At 41.4% G+C, this 24,027-nt stretch carries 21 protein-coding genes; 19 read left to right on the top strand and 2 right to left on the bottom strand.

Annotated features, from left to right (window positions below):
- Nucleotides 1–87: 87 nt before the first annotated feature.
- The 16 genes from ABDZ91_RS02120 to ABDZ91_RS02045 all read left to right on the top strand — a co-directional run bounded on the left by ABDZ91_RS02120 (nucleotide 88) and on the right by ABDZ91_RS02045 (nucleotide 16,888).
- Nucleotides 88–1,080: an ADP-ribosylglycohydrolase family protein gene (locus ABDZ91_RS02120; RefSeq protein WP_343795898.1), complete on the top strand. Its 993-nt coding sequence runs from the start codon at nucleotides 88–90 to the stop codon at nucleotides 1,078–1,080.
- Nucleotides 1,080–2,114 carry an ADP-ribosylglycohydrolase family protein gene (locus ABDZ91_RS02115; protein ID WP_343795897.1) on the top strand — a complete coding sequence of 345 codons (1,035 nt, stop codon included), beginning with the start codon at nucleotides 1,080–1,082 and terminating at the stop codon, nucleotides 2,112–2,114. Before ABDZ91_RS02120 ends, ABDZ91_RS02115 begins: the two co-directional genes overlap by 1 nt.
- A 182-nt stretch (nucleotides 2,115–2,296) precedes the next feature.
- Complete coding sequence (locus ABDZ91_RS02110) at nucleotides 2,297–3,649, top strand: acyclic terpene utilization AtuA family protein (protein ID WP_343795896.1); 1,353 nt, start codon at nucleotides 2,297–2,299, stop codon at nucleotides 3,647–3,649.
- Nucleotides 3,650–3,662: 13 nt separating this feature from the next.
- Entirely contained in the window at nucleotides 3,663–3,974 is a 312-nt protein-coding gene (locus tag ABDZ91_RS02105) for a DUF4387 domain-containing protein (protein WP_343795894.1), read from the top strand.
- A gap of 10 nt (nucleotides 3,975–3,984) precedes the next feature.
- Nucleotides 3,985–4,917 (top strand): ribokinase, encoded by a 933-nt coding sequence (gene rbsK, locus ABDZ91_RS02100; protein ID WP_343795892.1) that lies wholly within the window; start codon nucleotides 3,985–3,987, stop codon nucleotides 4,915–4,917.
- The gene (locus ABDZ91_RS02095; RefSeq protein ID WP_343795891.1) at nucleotides 4,883–5,788 is read left to right on the top strand and encodes an ABC transporter permease; all 906 of its coding nucleotides are present in this window, start codon (nucleotides 4,883–4,885) and stop codon (nucleotides 5,786–5,788) included. The genes rbsK and ABDZ91_RS02095 overlap by 35 nt, the downstream gene beginning before the upstream one ends.
- Nucleotides 5,789–5,805: 17 nt before the next feature.
- Entirely contained in the window at nucleotides 5,806–6,693 is an 888-nt protein-coding gene (locus tag ABDZ91_RS02090) for a carbohydrate ABC transporter permease (RefSeq protein WP_343795889.1), read from the top strand.
- A 72-nt stretch (nucleotides 6,694–6,765) separates the two neighbouring features.
- Entirely contained in the window at nucleotides 6,766–7,932 is a 1,167-nt protein-coding gene (locus ABDZ91_RS02085) for an ADP-ribosylglycohydrolase family protein (protein ID WP_343795887.1), read from the top strand.
- 12 nt (nucleotides 7,933–7,944) lie between these two features.
- Complete coding sequence (locus ABDZ91_RS02080; protein WP_425541778.1) at nucleotides 7,945–10,071, top strand: ADP-ribosylglycohydrolase family protein; 2,127 nt, start codon at nucleotides 7,945–7,947, stop codon at nucleotides 10,069–10,071.
- A gap of 373 nt (nucleotides 10,072–10,444) precedes the next feature.
- Nucleotides 10,445–11,467, top strand: a complete 1,023-nt coding sequence (locus tag ABDZ91_RS02075; protein WP_343795883.1) for a LacI family DNA-binding transcriptional regulator — start codon at nucleotides 10,445–10,447, stop codon at nucleotides 11,465–11,467.
- A 171-nt stretch (nucleotides 11,468–11,638) separates the two neighbouring features.
- Nucleotides 11,639–12,466 (top strand): YitT family protein, encoded by an 828-nt coding sequence (locus ABDZ91_RS02070; protein WP_343796174.1) that lies wholly within the window; start codon nucleotides 11,639–11,641, stop codon nucleotides 12,464–12,466.
- Nucleotides 12,467–12,680: 214 nt separating this feature from the next.
- Entirely contained in the window at nucleotides 12,681–13,751 is a 1,071-nt protein-coding gene (locus tag ABDZ91_RS02065; RefSeq protein WP_343795881.1) for a GGDEF domain-containing protein, read from the top strand.
- The gene (locus ABDZ91_RS02060; protein ID WP_343795880.1) at nucleotides 13,714–14,079 is read left to right on the top strand and encodes a BAR domain-containing protein; all 366 of its coding nucleotides are present in this window, start codon (nucleotides 13,714–13,716) and stop codon (nucleotides 14,077–14,079) included. The genes ABDZ91_RS02065 and ABDZ91_RS02060 overlap by 38 nt, the downstream gene beginning before the upstream one ends.
- 266 nt (nucleotides 14,080–14,345) lie before the next feature.
- Entirely contained in the window at nucleotides 14,346–15,548 is a 1,203-nt protein-coding gene (locus ABDZ91_RS02055) for a M20 family metallopeptidase (protein WP_343795878.1), read from the top strand.
- 65 nt (nucleotides 15,549–15,613) lie between these two features.
- Nucleotides 15,614–16,435, top strand: coding sequence for a DUF3100 domain-containing protein (locus ABDZ91_RS02050; protein ID WP_343795876.1), 822 nt, complete (start codon nucleotides 15,614–15,616; stop codon nucleotides 16,433–16,435).
- A complete protein-coding gene (locus tag ABDZ91_RS02045) occupies nucleotides 16,436–16,888 on the top strand; it encodes a hypothetical protein (protein WP_343795875.1) in 453 nt (150 codons plus the stop codon). It begins immediately after the preceding gene.
- 113 nt (nucleotides 16,889–17,001) lie between these two features.
- Here the strand turns inward: ABDZ91_RS02045 and ABDZ91_RS02040 are convergent, their stop codons facing one another.
- Complete coding sequence (locus ABDZ91_RS02040; protein ID WP_343795873.1) at nucleotides 17,002–17,859, bottom strand: zinc ribbon domain-containing protein; 858 nt, start codon at nucleotides 17,857–17,859, stop codon at nucleotides 17,002–17,004.
- Between the two features lie 328 nt (nucleotides 17,860–18,187).
- Between ABDZ91_RS02040 and ABDZ91_RS02035 the strand changes: the two genes are divergently transcribed.
- The 3 genes from ABDZ91_RS02035 to ABDZ91_RS02025 all read left to right on the top strand — a co-directional run bounded on the left by ABDZ91_RS02035 (nucleotide 18,188) and on the right by ABDZ91_RS02025 (nucleotide 22,597).
- Complete coding sequence (locus ABDZ91_RS02035) at nucleotides 18,188–19,492, top strand: amidohydrolase (RefSeq protein ID WP_343795871.1); 1,305 nt, start codon at nucleotides 18,188–18,190, stop codon at nucleotides 19,490–19,492.
- A gap of 177 nt (nucleotides 19,493–19,669) precedes the next feature.
- The gene (locus tag ABDZ91_RS02030; protein ID WP_343795869.1) at nucleotides 19,670–20,986 is read left to right on the top strand and encodes a helix-turn-helix domain-containing protein; all 1,317 of its coding nucleotides are present in this window, start codon (nucleotides 19,670–19,672) and stop codon (nucleotides 20,984–20,986) included.
- A gap of 75 nt (nucleotides 20,987–21,061) precedes the next feature.
- Nucleotides 21,062–22,597 (top strand): AbgT family transporter, encoded by a 1,536-nt coding sequence (locus ABDZ91_RS02025; protein WP_343795867.1) that lies wholly within the window; start codon nucleotides 21,062–21,064, stop codon nucleotides 22,595–22,597.
- Between the two features lie 483 nt (nucleotides 22,598–23,080).
- Here ABDZ91_RS02025 and ABDZ91_RS02020 read toward each other — a convergent pair whose 3' ends face one another.
- The gene (locus ABDZ91_RS02020) at nucleotides 23,081–23,914 is read right to left on the bottom strand and encodes an EcsC family protein (protein ID WP_343796172.1); all 834 of its coding nucleotides are present in this window, start codon (nucleotides 23,912–23,914) and stop codon (nucleotides 23,081–23,083) included.
- Between the last annotated feature and the right edge of the window lie 113 nt (nucleotides 23,915–24,027).

The raw sequence follows: 24,027 nt of genomic DNA, 5'->3' as shown, positions 1-24,027 counted from the left end.
GCAAAATAAGAACAATATATACGAAAATAGCCATTTTTAATAAGAATTTGCACTAAAAAAGTTCTACTGCACAAGGAGGTTGCTCATTTGAATTTTGAACAATGGTACGACAGAGTATATGGGTGTTTAATCGGTCTATCTGTAGGTGACGCCTTAGGGGCTCCGACAGAGGGATTGGCTTTAGAGGAAATTAGAGAAAAGTTTGGCTGGATTGAGGACTTTGTATCAGATGATCCAGTCGGGACAGACGATACCGAATACACCATGTTAACGGCAAAAATCATTTTAAAATATGGAAATAAATTAACCTTCGAAGATATGACAAAGGAATGGACGAAATATCTGGTTTCACAAGAAGGTGGCTTTAAAGGTGGAGGTTTCAGTGAGGTAGAGGCCATTTTTAATTTAAGAAAGGGACTCGTGGCACCAAACACTGGGGTCGATAACCACCAAATGTGGAGTGATGGGGTGGCCATGAGAATTGCTCCAATCGGTATTTACTGTGCAGGGAATCCAGAGGAAGCAGCAAGGCTAGCTGAAATAGAGGCTCGAGTCAGCCACGACCGAGATGGTGTTTACTGTGGACAAGCAGTAGCGGCGAGTGTTGCTTATGCTATGACTGGCACTGACTGGGAAAAAGTAATTGAAGCTGGAATCAACGCTATCCCTAAAGATTCTTGGACCTACAGAAAAATAGTGGAAGCCGTTGAAATTGGACGTAAATATAACAACGTTCAAGATGCGATTGAGGAACTTTACAACAAGGTTTCGATTTTCTACTATCCTTGGGCTGATATGGGGCCAGAAGCGATTCCATTAGCATACGGCGTATTTGCTGCTGCAAAAGGGGAGTACATTCCTTCTGTCCTAGGGGGAGTGAACATCGGACGAGATTCAGATACGATTGCAGCAATGAATGGAGCACTGTCTGGAGCTTTACACGGTGCAAGTGTAGTCCCTAAGGCTTGGCAGGATCGAATTAACATTATTCGTGGACGTTGTGTATTAGCTACTAAAGGAATTGATGTTCGTGATATCGCAAGTGACTTAACACGAACTTTGCAAGGAGGGGCAGTATAATGTCATTTGATAAAGTGTATGGTTCTCTTCTAGGGTTAGCCATGGGTGATTCAGTTGGCTTTGCAGCCATGTATCATAGAAGCCTCGTCCTACCTCCAAAACGAAGAAACCGTCTATGGAGTTTTAGCCAAATTACGGACCGTCATCGAATCAATAAAATTTCACTACCATTCACACATGCCATGAGTGAGGAAATCTTAGACTATTGTGGAACAGATGATACAGAGTTTGCAGTTGTTTCAGCAAAAATTCTTGCCAAAAGTGGCTTAGATATTACAGAAGAAACATTATTAAAAGGCTGGATGAAATATGTAGTAGAAGATGAAAAGGAAGTCTGGAGCGGTGTTAGTGAGAGAGCTTCCATTGAAAATATAAAAAAAGGAATCCTTCCGCCAGCTTCAGGGAATGACAATCCTCACCACTATGATGATGGAGCTGTTGCACGCGCTGTTCCGATTGGACTTTTATATAAAGGGGAACCTGAGAAGGCAGCAGACATTGCTAAAAAAATGGCCTCCATCACGAATGCTGAGGATGGTGTGTATGCGGCTCAAGCGATGGCTGCTAGTATTGCAGTTGCTGTAACGGGTGCTTCTCCGGAAGAAGTAGTAGAAGAAGGATTGAAATATATTCCTGAAAATTCCTGGATTCGTAGAAAAATAGATTTGGCTCTCGGAATTTTAGAAGAGGCAAACGGAAATGGACTGGCTGCAGTTCCTCAATGGAATAAGCACGTCGTAAATGCAGTTTATAACTATGCAAATATAGCGCCAGAAACGTTAGCGATAGCCTACTCTATCTTCTTAAGTACGAAAGGAAATCTTCAACAGGGGATTCAGCTAGCATCCTTACTGCCAAAACAGTCTGATAGTATGCCGGCTATGGTTGGAGCGTTGTCTGGAGCGTATGAGGGAGCTACTTCTGTTCCGGAGACTTGGAAAGAAACGTTAGATGAACTAAAAGGAATATGTATCCCGAAGCTGCAAGGGACGTCGTTAAAAAATATAGCCACAAGCTTGGCTGACAGTCAGTAACGGAATTTTGGGTTGACACGTGGTTTAGGTAAGAGTAACATGAGTAATATAGAATATGGAACCGGTTACACATTTAAAAGAAAGTTCTTCTGTCCAGTTTGGAATAACCAGAAGGACTTCCTTTTTAGCTAAATATGAAACCGGTTACACATCAGTATATTGACCATGAAAGAGGTTTTAATATGACCAGCAGTGACGTACGTATTGTTTCTCCTTGTGGGATTTTAGGATATGGATTTCCGGAAGAATCGTTTAACCGCGCATTTGATGAAGAAGTTCATGGGATTGTGGTAGATGCAGGCTCAACGGATGCTGGCCCTCACAAGCTAGGTGCAGGTGTCGCTATTGTGAGCCGACGCGCAACCAAGAAGGATTTAGATATTCTGATCAAAAACGGTGTCCCTCGTAACATCCCGATCGTTATTGGATCAGCAGGGGGTGCTGGTGCGAAACCACATGTTGAGTGGACGCTTGAGATTATTCAAGAAATTCTAACAGAGAGAAATCTCAAGGCTAAAATGGCAGTGATTTGGGCAGATTTTGACCAAGAAACCATTATCAATGCAAATAATGCGGGGCACATCAAGCCGCTTACACCAAACATATCTGCATTAACAACTGATGCCATTCAAGAGACAAACAACATCGTCGCTCAGATGGGCCACGAGCCAATCTTGGAGGCACTGCAAAATGAAGCGGACATTATTATTTGCGGCCGGGCATACGATCCATCACCGTTCGCAGCCGTTGGAATCCATCATGGAAAAGACCCTGGGCTTGCCTACCATCTAGGAAAAATTCTAGAATGTGGTGCTTTATGTGCAGAACCAGGAACAACAAAGGATTGCATTGTAGGAACTTTAAAAGAAGATTCCTTTACGGTTCAGTCATTGAATCCCATCCGGAAGTGCTCAACGACCAGTGTTAGTGCACATACATTTTACGAAAAAGAACACCCATTCATTCTTCATGGGCCAGGTATTACACTCGACCTCAGCGAATGTGAATTCAATCAAGTAAGTGATGGTGTTGTCGAGGTTAAAAATAGCAAACTACTAAAAAATGACCAATATTTTATCAAGCTTGAGGGAGCAAGAAGGGTTGCCTATAGAACGTTTGTTATTGCAGGTGTTCGAGACCCTATTCTTACACAAAATATTGAAGAAATAGAAGATCTTGTTCTTGAGCAAGTCAAACACTATTACGAAGACATTCCAGAAGAGGATTACAGCATAAACTTCTACAACTATGGTAAAAGTGGAGTCCTCGGAGCTAGAGAATCTGCTCCGTTCACGGGTCATGAAATTGGAGTCATGTTCGAAGTGGTAGCCAAAACACAAGAGCTAGCCAGCAGTATTTGCTCTAGTGTTCGCTCAACCTTCCTGCATTATGGATACGAGAACCGGAAGTCAACCGCTGGAAACCTAGCGTTCCCATTTGCGCCAAGTGATGTGGAATTTGGACCGGTATACGAATTCTCGGTCTATCATCTAATGGAAATTACCGAAAATCCATTCGTAATTGAGTACATGTAAAGGGGATGAGATTATGGCGACATTATATGAATTAGCCAAGGTACTTCGCAGTAAAAATGCTGGCCCCTTTGAGCTTACTTTCGATATTTTTTTTGATTCAAAGGAAAGTTATGAAAAAGTAAAGAACTCGGGGAAAATCAACATTCCCACCATCTGCGAACTTTACAATCTAACAGAAGACCAAGTGGAGCATCTAGTTTTCTTTGATCAAGCCCTTGGCATTAAGATTACGATTTTTAGAGATATCTCCTCTGGAACGGTTGGAGATCGCGATGTATATGGGGCACAGCAGCATGCGCCTTTGATGAACATACTGATTGATTAGGATGATGAACATGCAGAGAATAGCCGTCGTTGGCAGTATCAATATGGATTATTTTATAGAGTCAAGCGTGCTCCCTAAGGTAGGAGAAACCGTGCTGGGGGAGAATTTTTTCCTCTCCATGGGAGGTAAAGGAGCAAACCAAGCGGTTTCAGCTGCTCGCCTAGGAGGAAAGGTTTCCTTATTTGGTTCTCTTGGGGATGATGAGAATAGCGAAATTATTGCGAAGAAGCTTGAAAAAGAAAATATCAATCTAGCAAACCTTCAATATGTAAAAGAATCACCTACAGGAGCTGCTTTTATTGAGCTTTGTCAGAGTGAAAACCGAATTATTGTAGTGCCGGGTGCCAATAATGATACGGACGTTAACTACGTAAAAAACATTGCGCAAGAGTTATACAAACATGATGTCATTGTGTTTCAGCTAGAAACGCCGCTCAGTATGCTCGAGTACCTGGTTCCGCTTTTATACGAGCAAGGGAAAACAATCATTGTCAATCCAGCCCCTGCTCAGCTGTTAAAACCTGAGCTGATTGAAAAAATAACGTACTTAACACCAAATGAGCATGAGTACCAAATCGTTTTCAACACCAATCAACCGATGGAAGAGCTGCTGAAGCAGTATCCCAACAAATTGATTATTACATGTGGGGAAGAAGGAGTTCGTTTCTTCGATGGAACTGACATCACTTTAGTTCCTTCCATGAAGGTAACCCCAGTGGATACAACGGGAGCTGGGGATACTTTTTCCGGAGCATTTGCCGTTGCCATTGCAGAAGGAATGAGCCTTCAAGAAAGTATTCAATTTGGAAACATAGCCGCTGGACTTTCTGTCACAAAAAAGGGTGCCCAAACGGGAATGCCCTACCGAGAAGATGTGACTCAATTTGTAAATAAAAAGGAGTATCGAGATGAAGAAAAGTCAGGGCATACTCAAGCAAATTAAATCGAACTGGGTCCTTTATGCCATGCTTTTACCGGCCATCGTTTATTTCTCGATTTTCCATGTGGTTCCGTTGATTGGAATGAAGCTGGCCTTTCAGGACTACCGAATCATAGGGGATAACGTTTGGGTTGGATGGAAGCATTTCAAGATCCTATTTAGTTCTCCTGCGTTCATAGATGTATTACAAAATACAGTTATTATTAGTGTGATGAAAATTGTATTCTTCTTCCCGATCCCTATTATCCTCTCGCTCTTAATCAATGAGGTACGAGTTGGGAAGTTTAGAAAATATGTACAGTCCATTGTGTATTTGCCTCACTTTCTATCTTGGGTTGTCATTGCAGGGATTTGGATTGCGTTACTAAATCCTGTTGATGGGGGAGTAAACGTACTAAGGAACTTCTTCCAAATGCCATCCTTAGATTTCATGACAAGTAAGGACCACATCCGATGGGTGCTCGTATTCCAAGAAATGTGGCGTAGCGCTGGATGGGATTCCATCATTTATTTGGCTGCTATTATGAAGATTAGTCCGTCCCTTTATGAGGCTGCTAAAATCGATGGAGCATCTAAGCTACAACAAATGAGATATATTACACTACCTTCATTAACCGGTACGATTATGACGGTATTTATCCTTAACTTAGGGTTTTTCATGAATGCAGGATTCGATCAAGTCTTCAACATGATGAATTCATCTGTAATTAGTGTCATCGATATTTTAGACACGTATGTGTATCGTATTGGTATCTTAAATGGACAATATGCTTACGCAACAGCAGCTAGTCTTTTCAAAGGTGTCATTGGGGTTATCTTAATCTTAAGTACACACTTTATTTCAAAAAGATTTACCGGAAAAGGTGTCTGGTAGAAAGGAGTGGAACGACGATGAAAAAATTAAAGAGCTTAAGTTTATCGACCATCATTATATACAGCATTTTGTTTTTAATTTCGCTAACAGTACTAGTTCCGCTTCTTCATTTACTAGCCATGTCCTTTTCAGATCCACTGAAGGTTCATGAATTAAGTGGGCTAGGTATTATTCCTGAAGGATTTTCTTTGATTAACTATAAAATCCTATTATCAAACCCTCTAGTGGTTAAAAGTATATTTAATACGCTATTCATCACGGTTGTAGGTACGGCACTAAACTTGTTACTTACATCGATGACAGCGTATGTATTAGCGCGAACCCAGTTCCCTGGCCGAAAAATCGTTATGATATTCCTGATCGTCATTATGGTATTTGAACCAGGTTTGATTCCAGAGTATCTTCTTGTTAAAGATTTAGGCTTACTGGATACGTATGCATCCTTAATCCTTTATAAGACCATCAACATCTTTTACTTGTTCATCATGATGAGATTCTTTGAAGATGTTCCTGAAAGTATTTTGGAAGCCGCACGAATCGATGGTGCTGGACACTTCCGTATTTTTACAAGAATCATGCTGCCTTTATCAAAGCCAGCACTAGCTACAATGGGTCTATTTTATGGGGTGTATCACTGGAATGAGTACTTCCGCGCGACCATCTATTTAACGGACACAGGGAAATGGCCGTTACAGGTCGTTTTACGACAATTTGTCGTTGAAAGAGATAATGCATCCTTAGTAGGCGCACAAAACTTACTATCCTATGATCAGGTAGCTAGCCTTGACTTCGCGTCATTACAAGCAGGGACCATTATTATCTCAATCGTACCTTTATTGCTCCTGTACCCTATAATCTTGAGGTATTACGCAAAAGGAGCACTTGAAGGCGGAGTAAAGGATTAACCAATAAACAACAGTACTGCAGATATGTAAGTACCTAATTGTATAAACAAACTTAAAAAAGGAGTTCTTCTTATGGTTTCATTTAAAGAACGAGTAAGAGGTGTTGTTTTATCCACGGCTCTTGGCGATGCTATGGGAGCACCGGTGGAAAAACTGAGCTACGAAGAAATTAAAAAAATGTATAAGCGGGTCGAGTCTCTCCGTACGAAGTGGTACAAACAGGACTACCCAGCTGATTTAAACTTAGGTAGACAAAGAGGGAACGGGACGGTCACGGACGACACGCTCATGACCGTCGCCCTCATCAATGTCTATCAAACTGAGAAAAGACACTTGGACGCGTATGATATGGGGAACGAATTTGTGAAGGAGATTGCTTTCAGAAAAACATACATCCCTGAGTTTGGTAGAGAAGCCATGATCATTGATCGCCTTTTCTATCCAGAAAAATATATCTTTATGCGTCATGTATTAGCCAATTGTGAGCCAAGAGAAGCGGGAATCGGAAACATGGTCAACTGTGGAGCAGCGATGTATATTGCTCCAATTGGAGTAGTGAATGCTGGTAATCCGAAGGCTGCTTACGATGAAGCAATTTTATTTGCAATGGGGCATCAAAATAGCTACGGGCTGGAGGCTGCAGGTGTATTGGCAGCTTGTGTGGCGAAGGCGTTTGAAGAAGATGTAACGGTTGATGACATTGTGGAAACGGCGCTTTTATATGCAAAAGATGGAACGAAGGAAGCCATTCGTGATTTAACAGAAGCAGCGCGTACTTTGCGAGCTGAAAAAGCAGAAATGGATACGGTCATTGCTACCTTCCAAAAAGTGATAGAAAAGTATTCTCCTATGAAAGACGATGTTCATCGAAAGTTTGAAAAGGTAGGAGTGCCTTCTAATCACTACACTCCAAGTCGTTTGTTCTCAATTGAAGAGTTACCAATGGCATTGGCTTTCATGGTGTTGAATGATGGAGATTATTACGGATCGATTTTAGATGGAATCAATTCAGGCCGTGACACGGATTCAATCGGTGTGATGGCAGGCGTGATCTTAGGTGCGATGTACGGTGACAGTGTCATTCGTCGTGAAGACGTTGAGCTTTTAGAAGAAACGAACAAGATGAATCTAGTCCAAGTAGCGGATCAGTTTTCAGAGACTGCTAGATTGATCATCAAGGAAGACCTACAACTGAATGAGAAAAGAAGAATGTACTTCGAGAGAAATACTGGGGAGTAGGAGTTGAGTAGATTGTTACCTGAAAACTACTTGGAAAAAGTATACGCTGGATTTTTAGGGATGAATGTCGGAATTCGATTAGGTGCACCACTTGAGCCAGGTGAGTGGTCCTATGAAAAAATAAAAGAGATTCACGGGGATATTCGGGGTTATGTGAAGGATTATCATACATTCGCTGCAGATGATGATGCGAATGGACCGGTCTATTTTATCCGGGCATTGATTGACGATGCGAAAGGTCGCGAGCTAACGCCAGAGGATGTGGGAAGAGCGTGGTTGAACTATTCACGTGAAGGCATTGGCATGTTCTGGTGGGGCGGTGACCAAATCAGTACGGAGCATACGGCTTATCTGAATCTGAAAAAAGGAATTCCTGCACCGAAATCCGGTTCGGCTGAAACAAATGGTCTCATAATGGCCGAGCAGATTGGCGGACAAATTTTTATCGATACATGGGGATTGTTGTTCCCGAATAATATGGAGAAAGCAGCGGATTATGCGGAGATTGCAGCCAGTGTATCCCATGATAAAAATGGTTTGTATGGAGCGCGGTTTATGGCTGCTTGTATTTCGAAGGCTTTTTCAGCGATTAGCGTGGATGAAGTGGTAGAAGCTGGTCTTTCGGTCATCCCATCAGATTCGACGTATCATGATGTGGTGCAAGCGGTCATTGATTTTTACCAGGAGCATCCGGAGGAAGAAGATTTCCGCAAGTGCCGCCAGTTCTTAGAGGACGAATGGGGCTATGACAAGTACACCGGAGTCTGTCACATTATCCCGAATGCTGGTGTTTGTGCATTGGCGTTGTTATATGGGAAAGGTAATTTTGCACGAACTGTGGAAATTGCGACGATGTGTAGCTGGGACACAGACTGTAATGCAGGGAATGTTGGGACGATTTTAGGTGTCATGGCTGGCATTGACGGTATTCCAGTGCATTATCGTGCGCCAATCAATGATGCGATTGTAACATCAAGTGTTTCTGGTTACCTGAATGTGCTAGATATCCCGACTTTCTGTAAGGAGCTAGCGGTCTTAGGATATGAATCGAACGGTGAGAAAGCACCTGATTGGTTAGTGGAAGGGGTTCGTCTTGGTGAAGTTTACTTTGACTTTACCGTACCTGGGGCGACTCATGGGTTTAAGACGAGTAATAGCTTTAAAACGTTGTTGCGTGCTAGTGACGTAGGTGTGGATGGCGTGGAAGGTCGCCGAGGATCACTATCGGTTCTATTTGACCGAATGGTGGAAGGCGATTCTAGTAAAGTGTTCTACAAACCATTTTACCGTCGCGAAGAATTTAATGATGAAAAATATAAGCCAACCTTCGCTCCGACAGCTTACAGTGGTCAGAAGGTTTCGGCTAAGATTTTCTTAGATAAGTGGCAGGGGGGAGCGGATGTTTATTTGACTCCTTATGTCCGAAATAGTTTTACAAAAGAGGAATTGAAGCTGGATCGTGTGGTGCTGCGTCAGGATGAGTGGCTCGAGGTTGATTTTGTGATTCCAGAAACGGATGGGGCCATGATCGATGAGGTAGGCTTTATTGTTGAAAGTCCATCTCCGTTAAATAACCGTTCGTTTGGAAAGTTTTATATTGGAGAGTTCCGAATTTATGGAAACGCCGAATACTCGATTGATTTTGGGAAACAAGCTGTTGAGTTTAAGTGTGTGACTCCGTTTGCTCATCACCGCGGTGAGTGGACTCTTGAGGATGGGGTTATGAAGGGTGTTTCGGATGGTGAAGATACTTCTTCTTTCACAGGTAACTACTACGGACGCGATCTAGTTTTGGAAGCTGGATTGAAGCCGGTTAGCGGTCAAAGTCATGGGGTTATTTTTAGAGCGAAAGGAACGGAGCGTTACTATTTTGTAGGCTTTGATGGTGACGGTCAGGTTTCTTTGGTGAAGAATGATTTTGGTTTCAAACGTTTGAAGAGTGTTCCTTTTGAGTGGAAGTCTGGGGAGAAATATGACTTTCAGGTGGCTCTGCAAGGGACTTCGGTTCAGATTGAGATCAATGGTGTGCCAGTGCTTGCCTATGATGGCATTGAGAACGAATACGGAATGGTTGGCTTCGGATTGCTTGAAAAAGGTGAAACAGAATTCCAGCGTTTTTATCTGAAAGAGATGAATTAAGGGAGGCTTAGGGGGCCAGGAAGGATTTGGGCTCCTTGGGCTTTTTTAATAGAGTCATTGATAGCCGGGTTTGAGTAAAAAGTGGATTTTATCTTAAATTTGTAATTTATTGAAAAAAAGAGACCGGAAAAGTTCGTTTCTGTTCCGAATATGTAAGGAAATGGGAAAAAGGGAACAGAAAAATTTATTATTGTTCCGAATCTGTAAGTATATGTAAAAAATGGCACAAAAACTTCAGTTTCTGTGCCGATTATGTAATAAACTGGAATAAACGGCACAGAAATTACCCTTTTCAGTAAAAAACCAAAGTTTTTTAACAGACCTTTTTATATAATAAAAGCATCTAGAAAACACGGGCCAAAGGAGAGAATTCGTGAAAAATAAGCAGGTGACGATTCGAGATGTCGCTCGGGAAGCAGGAGTTTCTGTTGCGACCGTATCTCGATATTTGAACAGTAACGGGTATATAAGTGCAAAGGCAGAGCAGAAAGTAAAAGAAGTAATGGAGCGCTTGGATTATCAGCCGAATGAGATTGCACGCGGACTGGCTAAAAAGAAGACGCGGACCATCGCTTTAATTATCCCAGACATCACGAATCCCTTTTTTCCAGAGCTTGTCGTAGCCATCGAAGAGGTTGCTAAAGCGAAGGGATACAGCATTATCCTAGTCAATACCCAAGTAGGGGAACTACAGTCCAATCACTTCTGGACACAGCTTCAAAATCGGTATGTGGACGGATTTATTTTGGCGTCATTCCAGTTCGATGCAGTAGTGCTGAAGGGAATTGAAAAATTGCAAATTCCTTTTGTCCGAATTGACCGAGCGGCTGATTATAATACAAGTGATTCCATTGGGTTGGATAATTTTAAAGGGGCACGACTTGCGGTTGAACATTTGATCGAGGTCGGTTGTAAAAAGATTGCTCATATCAGTGGGCCGGATTCCTTCCCTCCTGCCCTTGAGCGGAAGCGAGGCTATGTGGAGACGGTGAAAAGTCTAGGGGCCGACTTGGAGCCAATCGTATACGAAGGAGACTTTACGCTTGAGAGTGGGAAGGCCCTAACATCCATCCTGATGAACGAGAATAAGGATGTTGACGGTATCTTTTTAGCCAATGACTTAATGGCCATTGGTTGTTTAAAAGCTTTAAAACTAATGGGGTATCAGGTGCCCAAAGATGTAGCTATCATCGGCTTTGATGGAATCAAACTAACAGAAATGGTTGAGCCTGAAATCAGTACTGTCGAACAACCGATTTATGATATCGGTGTGGCAGCAACGAACAAACTTATTAACAAAATCGAAGCAACAGAAAATGGAGAGTCTGATCACCAGGAAACACCTTTGGACGTGCGCCTGGTAAAAAGGCAATCAACTCTTGGGTTTGGATCGTAACGTTGAGGAGTACCTGTCCAGAATTGAACTACCGATGTAGGTAGTTCTTTTTTGTAGGAAATACAAATTTGATGAGCATTGGAAGGTACTTCATTTTATTGCAGAGATGCTTGGAACTCTTTACAATGAGATAATATAGTTTAAATCGTTTGGACAACAAGAAAGGAAACAATCATGAAAAAATGGATTCAGGATTTAGGGCTTATCCTTATAGGTTCCTTGATTTTTGCAGTGGGAATTAACTACTTTATTATTCCTAATCTTCTCTCAGAAGGTGGTGTCATTGGTCTTACAGTCATCCTGCATTATGTATTTGGCTGGTCACCAGGTTTAATGAATTTTTTACTCAATATTGCCTTACTTGCTCTCGGATTTAAGTTTTTTAATAGAAGAACCATTATTTATACCCTATTTACAATCGGATCCAGTTCTTTGTTTCTTTATATAACGGAAAGAACAGGCAAGCTAATTACGGAAGATACGTTACTAGCTGCTATTTTTGCTGGTCTATTAGTAGGTGGAGGAATTGGGCTCATCTTTCGAGCAGGTGGTACTTCTGGTGGTACTACGATACTAGCTAGGATTGCTCATCAACTTTGGGGTTTGAGTGTTGGAAAAGGAATTCTTGCGATGGATATTATTGTTATTTTGGGATCCGTATTTGTCATAGGCTTGAATAAAGCAATGTACACGTTAATTGTTGTGTATATTGGGGCGAAGGTGATTGATTTTATTACGGAAGGGCTAGATGAGAGAATCGCTGTTTTAATCGTTTCCAGCTCACCAGATTTAGTTTTAAAAGAAATCACTAGTAAACTCTCAAAAGGCATCACCGTACTAGAAGGCCGCGGTGGATATTCCGGTGACCAAAAAGAAGTACTCTATATTGTCATTAACAAACATGAGTTCATACAAGTGAAAAACATTATAAAAGACATAGACCAGAAAGCATACGTAACCGTTCATCACGTCCATGAAATGGCGGCAGAAGTCCGTTAGTTTTTTGATGTACGTTTTTCGAATAAAGATAGAAGAAAATAGAACTAAAATAGGGAGCTTAACCGGCTCTCTATTTTTTTGTTAAAAATTAGCAGGGTAATTTGGACTAATAGCGAATATAGTGTAAGGTGTGTTTCTAGTAATTAAGTACCTATAATGATAGAATAGTTTTGATTATTAGGTTAGTCCCAAAGTGAGAATGGTGGAGTGGGTATTGAGACCAAATTCCTATTTTTATAAAAATACTACTTTTATACAGTTAAAGAGACGAATCTATAAAGTTTTATTACCAGTCCTTATATTGGCATTTACTTTAGTTGTGTTGACCTTATATACAGGGGATATCAAGTTGGGTCCTTTGAATACGGTTACATTTTTTGTTTTATGCGTGGGGTTGGCTTTTTGTTATGTTCTTCTTTTTTGGAAAAAAATCCCCTTTTATTATGTGGAAATCGCTGTTTGTTTGATTGGTTCTGTCATTTTTTTAAGCCGAATGTTTAACGATGTTAATATAAGCCTGGGGCGTGATGGTAACTACAGTATTGGAACTGTGACTTTTTGGGTACCGCTATTATATCTTATTTTCTTTTTCACATTTAAAGGGAAGGCAGCTTTAGCTTTTTCAATTGTCATTTATAGCTTAAGTGTTATACCGGGAGTCCAACATGTCTTGCACTCTCCTTATCGGGATACCTACACGTTAGATGTTTTGGTGCAATTTTATATGGCTACTCTCGGGTTTATTGTGATTCTCTACTATGTTCAATCGATCTTAGAGGCTTTCATGCAGGCTGATGTGGAGAAGCACAATGCTAATACCGATTATTTAACAAATCTACCGAATAGACGAAAGATGGATATTCATCTACACGAGGCCTGGCATAATGCTAAGCATGATCAAAAATCGTTATCTATTATTCTATTTGATGTGGATAACTTTAAGTGTGTAAATGACCAGTTTGGCCACCATGTTGGTGATGAGGTACTAAAGGAACTTGCTAGTGTTGTTCAAATGAATCTACCAAAATCAGCGTTCTTTGGACGATGGGGTGGCGAGGAATTTCTGATTATTGCTGAGAAACATTCGATTGATGAAGGGATTGAATTAGCGGAAAGGATTCGATCCGCGATCCGACTCTATTCGTTTAGCGAAACCGGTCGTGTCACTTCTAGTTTTGGTGTTGCGGAATACTATCATGGTGATTTACCTAAGGATATGCTGAAGCGAGCAGATGAGGCGCTTTACTTTGCCAAAGAGAATGGGAAAAATAGAGTTGGGGCTTGAATCAGTGAATAGACCAAGAAGAAGTGCGTTCTGCGCTTCTTCTTTTTTTGCTGAAATTTTCCGTTTATCAGAACTCAGGCACTGGTTTTCAGAACTTAGTGCCGGTTTATCAGAACTCAGGGTTGGTTTATCAGAACTTAGCGCTGGTTTATCAGAACTTAGCGCTGGTTTATCAGAACTTAGCGTTGGTTTATCAGAACTTAGCGTTGGTTTATCAGAACTTAGTGGCTGTTTATCAGAACTTAGCGTTGGTTTATCAGAACTTAGCGCTGGTTTATCAGAACTCAGCCCCCGTTTATCAGAACTCAGCTCAATGTTTTCTAACTAACCCCTTGATGTGCTAATAATCGGCAGCCCCCTTTCATCACCCGATATTTCCTGTTTCTATACCACACTAAATCGTTAATATAGTAAAATTTTCTTGTCATTATTCAGAATATTATATTGATTAGGAAAAGCTATGGTGGTAGGATGGAGTTTAAATATATTTGCATTGGGTTCTTAGTAGATTGTTTTTTATACATATTTTCATAGAGTCTGATGTCCCCACCCGTTTCGACGGGTCCAATCGACATTTGAAGAGGAGTGGAAGAAATGGAGCAATTGTTTAATAAGTTAGATGAAGTGTATGAAGAGATTGTTGCGATTCGCCGTCATTTGCATCAGCACCCGGAGTTGTCTTTTGAGGAGACCAACACCGCGAATTACATTGCCACTTATCATGAAGAGTTGGGACATCAGGTACGAACGGGCGTCGGTGGAAATGGTGTTTTAGCCTATTTAAAAGGGGACAAGCCAGGGCCGACTGTAGCACTTAGAGCGGACTTTGATGCATTGCCGATCCAGGAACAGACTGATGTGCCTTTCAAGTCTGTGAACGAAGGAGTGATGCATGCCTGTGGGCACGATGGTCACACGGCTACCTTGCTGGGCCTTGCTAAAGTTTTAAATAGCATGAAATCTGAGATCGAAGGGACCGTGGTTTTCCTTCATCAGCATGCGGAAGAGCTACCACCGGGTGGAGCAATCGCCATGATTGAGGACGGTTGCTTAGAAGGTGTCGATGTCATTTTTGGCACACACCTACAAGCGCAGAAGACTTTAGGAGAGATTGGTTACCGAGTGGGGCCATTACAAGCAGCTCCAGACCGTTTTGATATTACGATTCAAGGAAAAGGTGGGCATGGTGCTGCACCTCATGAGACGAAGGATAGTATTGTGATTGGCGGACAGCTTATCGGAAACCTTCAGCAAATTGTGAGTCGAAGAGTGGATCCTCTTGAATCAGCAGTTGTATCTGTCTGTAATTTTGAAGCGAAAAATCCGTATAACGTTATTGCTGATACAGCAACCCTGACAGGAACGGTTCGAACGTTTAAAGAGGATATTCGTACTTTTATAGAGCAAGAGATTGAAAGAGTTGTAAAGGGAACATGCCTTGTTTCAGATGCGAGCTATGAATATACGTACACTCGCGGCTATCCGACAACGGTGAATCATAAGGAGGAAACCGAATTCGTTGCAGGACTTGCCAAATCCGTGCCAGGTGTTGAGGCTGTAAACGAAACGGAACCAATTATGGGTGGTGAGGACTTCTCCTACTATCTACAAAAAGTAAAAGGGACTTTCTTCTTCACAGGGGCTCGGAACCCTGAATGGGAGGAAGCTTATCCGCATCACCATCCAAAGTTTGACTTGGACGAGCGAGCATTATTGATTGCTGCAAAAGTACTAGGTGCAGCAACGCTACAATATATGAAAACTGGTACAAAGGTTGAAGTATCAGCGGAGGTTTAGGAAATAGGGGGGCGACGTGCTCCCTTTTTTATAAAATAACAAGGAAACGAGAGGAGCTGAAAAGTATGGCAGCGCAAGCACAACATTTATGGAAAGACTGGCGAGTTCATGCACTAGTATTGGGGATTGTGTTACTAACCGAAACCATCGGGACTCATTCTATACCGCTAGGCCCAGGGGTTATTCTTTTACTCCCAATGCTTTACGCAGTAATTATAGGAATAGGGCTATATTTCACGCCACTCGTAAAAGAAAAGCAATCTAAAAACGCAGAATCACTTGTGTTTTTGTCCGTCACGTTGTTAGTCGCAAAATTTGGAGTGCAGGCTGGACCAGCTTTACCAAAGCTCATTGAAGCAGGACCCGCGTTATTACTACAGGAAATTGGCAACCTCGGAACCATCTTTTTAGCCCTCCCGGTTGCGGTTTTACTAGGATTAAAACGAGAAAGTATTGGGATGACTCACTCCATCGGACGCGAACCGAATGTCGCACTCATTACAGATAAGTACGGATTTTCTTCCCCTGAAGGCCGAGGAGTTATGGCTGTTTATATTTTCGGTACAGTTTTCGGCGCAATTTTTATCGGATTAGTTTCAGGCTTCCTAGCAACTGTTACAGGGCTACATCCACTGTCGTTTGCGATGGCCTCAGGAATTGGAAGCGGCAGTATGGCCGCCGCAGCTCTCGGACCTCTTGTGGCCGCGTTCCCGGAAATGGAGGCAGACTTAATTGCCTTCTCAGGAGCGAGTAACTTGGCTACCTCTGTAACTGGATTGTACGTCAGTATTTTCATCGCCTTACCATTAACAGAAAAGCTTTACGCAATCATGACAAGGCGGAAAAATAAAAAAATCGGTCCAGATACGAATGTGGGGGTGAAGTAATTGTTGAAAAGCATACAAGAATGGGTATTTGTATTAGTCATTATTGGTGCAGTGATCCTCATTGGGAACTGGGTCGGATACGATGTAATGCCAGTTGATGCGATTCCTGGAATTGCGGTATTAGCACTCATTTGTTTAACAGGGTTGATTATTCATAAATTGTTGCCATTCAACATTCCGAGTATCGCCTATATTGGAATCTTAGGGTTTGTGCTCACGATTCCGGGTATGCCGGGGCAAGAAAAAATTGTAGAGTGGACGGCGCAAGTGAATTTATTGGCCATTGCAACCCCTATATTAGCGTACGCCGGCATTGCCATCGGTCGTTCATGGTCTGACTTTAGAAAGCTAGGCTGGAAAACGATCGTCGTTGGGATGTGTGTGTTGCTCGGTACCTTTATTGGATCAGCGATTATTGCGGAGATTGTGTTGAGGTTTCAAGGGATTATATAGAACGGTTCAATAAAACAAAGAAACACTCTGTCAAACGTTGGTTAGGCAGAGTGTTTTTACATGGGAAAAACACCATCCACTAATAGGGATGGTGTGTAAGTGTAAAGATTTTTTTATAACAACCCACCAAACATACTGGTAAAGGCACTAACTAAGGAGTCAAAAAGCATTTCTCCCATGATGCGAATAGCAATGAACGTTAAAACATAGGCTGCGATAATACCCCATGTGATATCTAGACCTTGTGAGTTTTGCTTTTTATAGCTAGTTACGACTAGCGCAGGGACTAAGAAGATTGCGCCTACAAAACCAAGTAATAAAACAACAAGGAATAATTCTACTTTTATTAAAGATAGAATGAGTGCTACAGCCAGAATCCCTACAAACGGAATGAGGAAGCTAGCAAAACGTGCGATTACTTCCTTAATGTCAGCTTCAATTTTAGCAAGTTTAAGTGCTACGAATGTGAAAACGGCAACAAGTAGAGTAAACACCAAGTAAGCAAAGAAAGGTTTAACGACCGTGTCTCCAAATGGAATTTCCATACCCATGGATTGACCGAACAAACCAGCTCCGAAGTTATTAAGATCGGCTATAACCCCTTTTAAAGCAAAATAAATGATAAATGGAATAATGAGTGAGTAAAGTACAATTGTAATGATTCCATTTATAAATTGGTCAGCTCCCACTTGAGTTGAAACAGCATGGGGCTTCTTCATTACATCAAGAAAATGATTAAAGTATGATTTCGAAATCTTCTTTGCCCCTTCTATGTATTGGTTCGCGTTCTCACTAGACTGTGATTGTACGCGTACACTTTCCGGTGAAGGCGTGGTAGGTGGAACGTTTGGTGTTTCTACCTCTTGACTAGTAGTTGGATTCGCTTGATCAGCTGCTTGCTGTAGCGGTGTTCCACATTTCACACAAAACTTTCCTCCTTCATTTTCATGCTGACAATTTGGACATTGCATAATGCTCCCCCTACGTAATTCTTATTTCCTGATTTTCTGAAGATTTCTATTCTAAAATAATTTAAAATCAGGATCTATTTTACTATTTTTATACTTCGATACGTTAATATATTACTACACTGGTAAAATATGTACAACACATTCTTCGACAAGTATTCGACAGATTCCTGTCATACTTCGAAATTTGTCGGATGCCTATCTAGTAGGCGTTCTTTTTTTGCAATCTATAGTATTCAGAATATTTCTGTAATTTAATCAACCTTTTGAAAGTACAATGAAATAACGGAACGAATAAGGAATTTTTCCTTAAATAAAAAGGGGGGCCAAAATGAGTGAACGTCTTAGCAGTTTCATAGAGAAGGTTTCACCAACACTCGTTCAGAAGAGAAGAGAATTTCATCGATGGCCAGAAGTAGGTTGGACGGAATATGTAACAACATACAAAATTGGCAAGGTCCTTGATGAATTAGGATTAACATTAACAGTAGGAAAGGAAGCTCTAGCCTCTGATGAGCGGTTTAATGTTCCTAGTGATGAAGAACTCCAGGAAGTAGAGCTTGAGGCTAGGAATCAAGGCGTCCCAGAGCCGTGGATAGAAAAAATGAGGGGTGGGCACACAGGTTTAGTCGCTCAGTTTGACACAGGAAAGCCTGGAAAGCATATTGCCATGCGATTCGATATTGATGGGTTACCTATTAAGGAAGCAACGGATTCTTCCCATTTTCCAACAGAACATTCTTTTGGGTCTGAAAATAAAGGAAAGATGCATTCCTGTGGACATGATGGGCATGCCGTTATTGGAATTGGAGTGGCTGAATTTATAAAGGAGTTTCAGGAGGAGTTAACGGGCCGATTTACATTGTTGTTCCAGCCCGCTGAAGAAGGTCGAAGGGGAGCTTTTTCAATGGTTGAAGCCGGTTGGTTAGATGATGTCGATTTGTTTTTAAGTGGACATATTGGAATTCATTCGATTCCAGCGGGTGAAATATCAGCTACCACCACTGATTTTTTATCCACCTCTAAAATTACAGTCGTTTACCGCGGTAAATCGGCTCATGCTGGTTTGGAGCCAAATCGTGGTCGGAATGCGCTTCTTGCTGCAGCAGCGGCATCCTTACATTTAAATGGCATCACTCGGCACGCTGACGGCGCAACCAGAATTAACATCGGTCGTCTAGAAGCCGGAAGTGGGAGGAACATTATTGCTGATTACGCAAGGATGGAGATTGAAACCCGCGGGGAAACAACAGAACTCAATGATTATATGATTGAGGAAGCTGAACGGATTATCAGTTCCACTGCTGGGATTTATGATGTCCAAGTTGAATTAGAAGTTGTAACAACGGCGATTTCCGCTGACTGTAACGCTGAGTTTATTTCCATCATTGAAGAGGCATGCACATCCAGCTCTTCAATAACAAAAGTACATCCATCGCTTCCACTCGGTGCCTCCGAGGATGTTTCTTTTATGATCAATAGAGTTCAACAACATGGAGGATTAGCTACCTTTATGATATTTGGATCACCTCTTCCGGCGGGTCACCATCATCCTTATTTTGACTTTGATGAAAAGGTTATTCCTGTTGCTGTTGAAACATTTTCTAGGATTCTTTTAACAACTGCAAATGGTTAGTTAAAAAAGAAAGAAGATGATGCAGTAATTTAGGGTGGGGCTGAGATTGAAGGCGTGGCTCGAGTCGTGTTTGAAAAAGCTGAACCTGGTGGAGTCAATGGATCAACCCGGTGGTTTTACAAGATTAGGATATACAGAGAATAGCAAGCTATTTGAAGTTAGAGGCTGGTGTGTCAAGTGAAAATTCATATAGGAGTGGTAGGGCCTGAAGATTCTGTAGAACAGATTCTGAAGGGGGGCGAGCCTTTTTCAGAGTTAGAGTTGATTTCATTTATTTATCAAAAAACGGAAGAAACAGAAGACATTATAAATGAAAACAAAGAAGGAGTTCATCATTGGTTTTTTTCAGGACCACTACCTTATTATTACGCATTATCGAAAGGGGTGATTAAGGAGGAAGAGGGAAGCTATACTCCATTACATGGATCCAGTATGTTAGGTACGTTACTTGAAGCCTTTGTAAAAGAGGGGAGAATTTTAACGCGAATCAGCATCGATACGATTCAGACTAAAGAGGTTGAAAAAGCAAAAGCATCCTTTTCCCTTCAAGATGTAATGATTTATTCCTATACCCATCCTTACTCGGAGTATGTCCCTTCAGAAGAAGTTCTAGATTTTCATAAAGGACTATACAAGGCAGGGAAAGTGGAAGCCGTCATTACTTGTGTAAATTCCGTTTTTGTAGCGTTAAAAGAGGAAGGGATTCCCGTATATCGAGTTGTCCCCTCGGAATTAGCTGTTCATCGGGCTTATGGACTTATTAAAGAACGTGCCCAATCAAGTGTTTATAGGAAGTCTCAACTAGTGATGATTGGAGTTGAGGTGATTGCTTCAGTTCGGTCTGCAAGGGATCATCAGACTTCGTTTAAGCTGAAACATCAGTTGCTAGAGCTAAAGCGAGTTCTTTTGGATTTCGTGGAAGAAGTCAATGGCTCTATTGTTGAAGTGGGGGATGGTCTTTTTTACATATACACCACTCTAGGGGAAGTAGAGCTTTTTATAAAAGAAAAGCCTTATTCTACCGTTATTGAAGAGTGCTATGTAAATAGTCAGCTTCCGATTCGAATGGGGGTGGGATACGGATCGACGGTTCTAGAGGCAGAAGAACATGTTCGAATATCCCTTGAGCATGCTAGAACAGAACGTGAAGCGGTAGTTATTATCACGGATGAAAATAAGGAGATTAAAAAAATATTAGATGAAAAAAGAGAAGTGAGTTTTGTCATGAGAAATAAGGGAGGAGAATGGGAGAAAAAATTTAAAGATGCGTCGATAAGTTCTTCTCAGGTCGCTAAAATTGTATCCCTTTCTCACCACTATCATCAGGGTGAATTGACTTCTCATAACTTAGCCCGGTGGCTAAAAGGTACAGAACGAAATGCAAGAAGAATATTAGCTGAGTTGGAACGTATAGGTCTGGCAAAAGTGATAGGCGAAGAATCAGTTGGCCGTGGAAGACCCCGTAAAATATACGAACTAACCTTAGATCGATAGGTGCCTGTCACGATGTCACAAAACTCCAAATTTTTGTTTCTGAAAAGAAGAAGTTGAAAAGGAGAGTGAGATAATATGTCTCAGCCGCAACCAAATTTAGACCCCAATCAATCGAAGCTCATGTATCGATTTTTAAATGGGATTGAGAGAGCGGGGAATAAGCTCCCTGATCCATTTTTCATTTTTGTCTATTTAGCAGCTTTTGTTATTCTACTTTCATGGTTAATAAGTAGTTTGGGGGTTTCCGTTGTCCACCCTGGTACCGGTGAAGAGCTTCCAGTGCGAAGTTTAGTTTCAGGTGAAGGTTTAAACTACATTTTGTCATCCATGCTAACTAACTTTACCGGATTTGCACCGTTAGGACTGGTTTTAACGATGATGCTAGGGATTGGGTTAGCTGAAAAAGTAGGACTTTTAGAAAGTGCCATTAAAAAGTCTATTTTAAATGCACCGAAATCACTGATCACCTATGCTGTCATTTTTATCGGTATTTTAGGAAACTTAGCTTCAGATGCTGCTTTCGTGTTAATTCCTCCATTAGCTGCTATGGTATTTTACACAGTGGGTCGTCATCCACTAGCGGGTCTAGCAGCCGGTTTTGCTGGTGTTGGAGCTGGTTTTACTGCAAACATATTTATTGCTGGAACGGATGCCCTTTTAGCTGGAATTTCTACTGAAGCAGCTAAAGCAGTGGATCCAAATATTATTGTTACCCCGGTCGATAACTGGTATTTCATGATCGTTTCTGTTGTCATCCTTTCCATTGTAGGTGCCTTAATAACAGAGAAAATTATTGAACCTAGACTTGGCACTTATAAAGGAAAAGTTGATAAAGCTTTGGAAGAGTCAAGCCCACTGGAAGGAAGAGCGCTTAGAAACAGTGCAATTGCGGGTCTCGTCTACTTAGGTCTTGTCGCACTCGTTTTATTTTGGCCGAATTCCCCTTTGCGAAATGAAGATGGTGGAATTGTACCATCCCCGTTTTTAAGTAATATTGTTCCGATCATCCTCTTTTTCTTCATTACTGTAGCTGTTGCTTACGGGGTTACTGTGAAGAAGATAACAGGTACAAAGGATATTCCAAAATATATGGCGGAAGCAATGAAAGACATGTCAGGCTATATCGTCCTGATTTTTGCTGCCGCTCAATTTATCGCTTACTTCAACTGGAGTAACCTAGGAACGTGGGTTGCTGTAAACGGAGCTGAGTTTTTAACCTCAATTGATCTAACAGGACTCCCAGTCGTTATTGGTTTCTCGATGTTAACAGCCCTTTTAAATCTTCTCATCTTCAGTGGATCTGCACAGTGGGCTCTAGAGGCACCTGTTTTTATCCCAATGATGATGCTATTAGACTATCATCCTGCATTCATCCAAGCCGCATATCGTATTGCTGACTCATCAACCAACATCATCACTCCACTTAACCCGTATATCCTTATTGTTCTTGCCTTTATGAGGGAATATGATAAAAAAGCCGGTTTAGGAACATTGATATCCCTAATGCTCCCTTACACCATTATTTTCTATACCATTTGGCTAGTCTTACTTGTTGCATTCGCATTACTAGGCATTCCGTTTGGACCGGGAATAGGGGTGTACTTACCATAGTTTTTGGTCTGAGTGTTAGACGGCTTTTAAATTTAAACAAACGTTTGTTTAAAATTCAGTCTGACCGGTAAGCTATTAAAATAATGGATGCGGAGAAGAAAGTAAATTGTGTTCACCGCATCCTTTGGTTTGTTCAGTTTGTCCGCCAAACCCTTAAAAACCCCCTTTTTTAGGCAAATAACGGAACTCCTGTCCGCTTCGCAAACTACCCGGACACAGGTTCCGTTATTCTTATAAAAAGAACGAATTTTGCGGGTTAACCGGACTCTCGTTCCGCTATTTAACTGTTTTGAGTTCTTTTTCGGCTGATTTTGGTCAAATAGTGGATTCTCTGTCCGCCAAACCATTGAAAACACGCTTTTTTAGGCAAATAACGGAACTCCTGTCCGCTTCGCAAACTACCCGGATACAGGTTCCGTTATTTTTATAAAATGCCGGTTTTCGAGGGGGACTTTGCCGACCTTTTACACAGTCCCTATACTTTTAGTGGGTATCTACCATTTGCTCTTTCCCATCAGTACCGTCCATTTCAATCCGTTCTAGTATCCGGCGTTTTCTATACAGCATCATTCCAACCTCCGAAATGTCCTGAATCATGGAACGGTTATTAAATGCCCCGAAAAGCAACCCGGCAACAGGGATCATTTGAAAAAATTTCTTCCACCCAAACTGGTCGCGGTACGTATATACCACTTCACGCCACCCCTGAAGTTGTGACATCATTTCCTGAGACTCAACATCCTTTTTATAGTATGTAGAAAGCTCTTTTAAAATAGCTTTCTTACCCACAATATCTGAAGACGAGAACTGCAGGCATTTTACTATAAAAACTCTTTCACTCTTCTCATTTGGGTCGTAACCATGAAGGATCGCTATCTCTTGAAGGGTCTTAAGAGAAAGCCCTAGTAATGCTGGAATATCAATGGCAAGTGTAAAAATACCTCCAAAACCTGTTGTAGCTCCCTGTACGGTTGCAAATTTCACCCGGTTCTCAGTCAATGAAACACTCGCCTCGCTCATGACACGGAGAGGTAGTTTTTTAACTTCATCTAGACTGTTAATCGGTGTGTCTACAAACTTCTGAATTTCCTTTAGTACCGCTTTTTCTCTCGTCAAATACTGTCCACCGGAATGAATATAACTCCCTAATTCATCCAGTAGTACGCCAATTTTTTTGTGTATAAACTTGGGAGTAATCTTGTCTAATAGTTTAAACGGAAGTCGACCAATTCTCTCCCAAAACCACAATCCACCTTGGTCTTTCTCCCACTTTTCGACCTTTTCTAACTCAATGAGTAATTCTTGCTTCGACTCTATAGTAAGCCACCTCGATTATTTTTTAGTTCTTAAAAATACATGTAGAAATTATTCTAGTAAACCTTCTCTTTAAAAATACGTTTTATTTCATAAATAGTTTCATTCGACGAGGC

Origin of the sequence: Bacillus carboniphilus, from assembly GCF_039522365.1 — a bacterium.
Taxonomy (GTDB): Bacteria; Bacillota; Bacilli; order Bacillales; family JC228; genus Bacillus_BF; species Bacillus_BF carboniphilus.
This window is presented reverse-complemented; position numbering and strand designations above follow the sequence as displayed.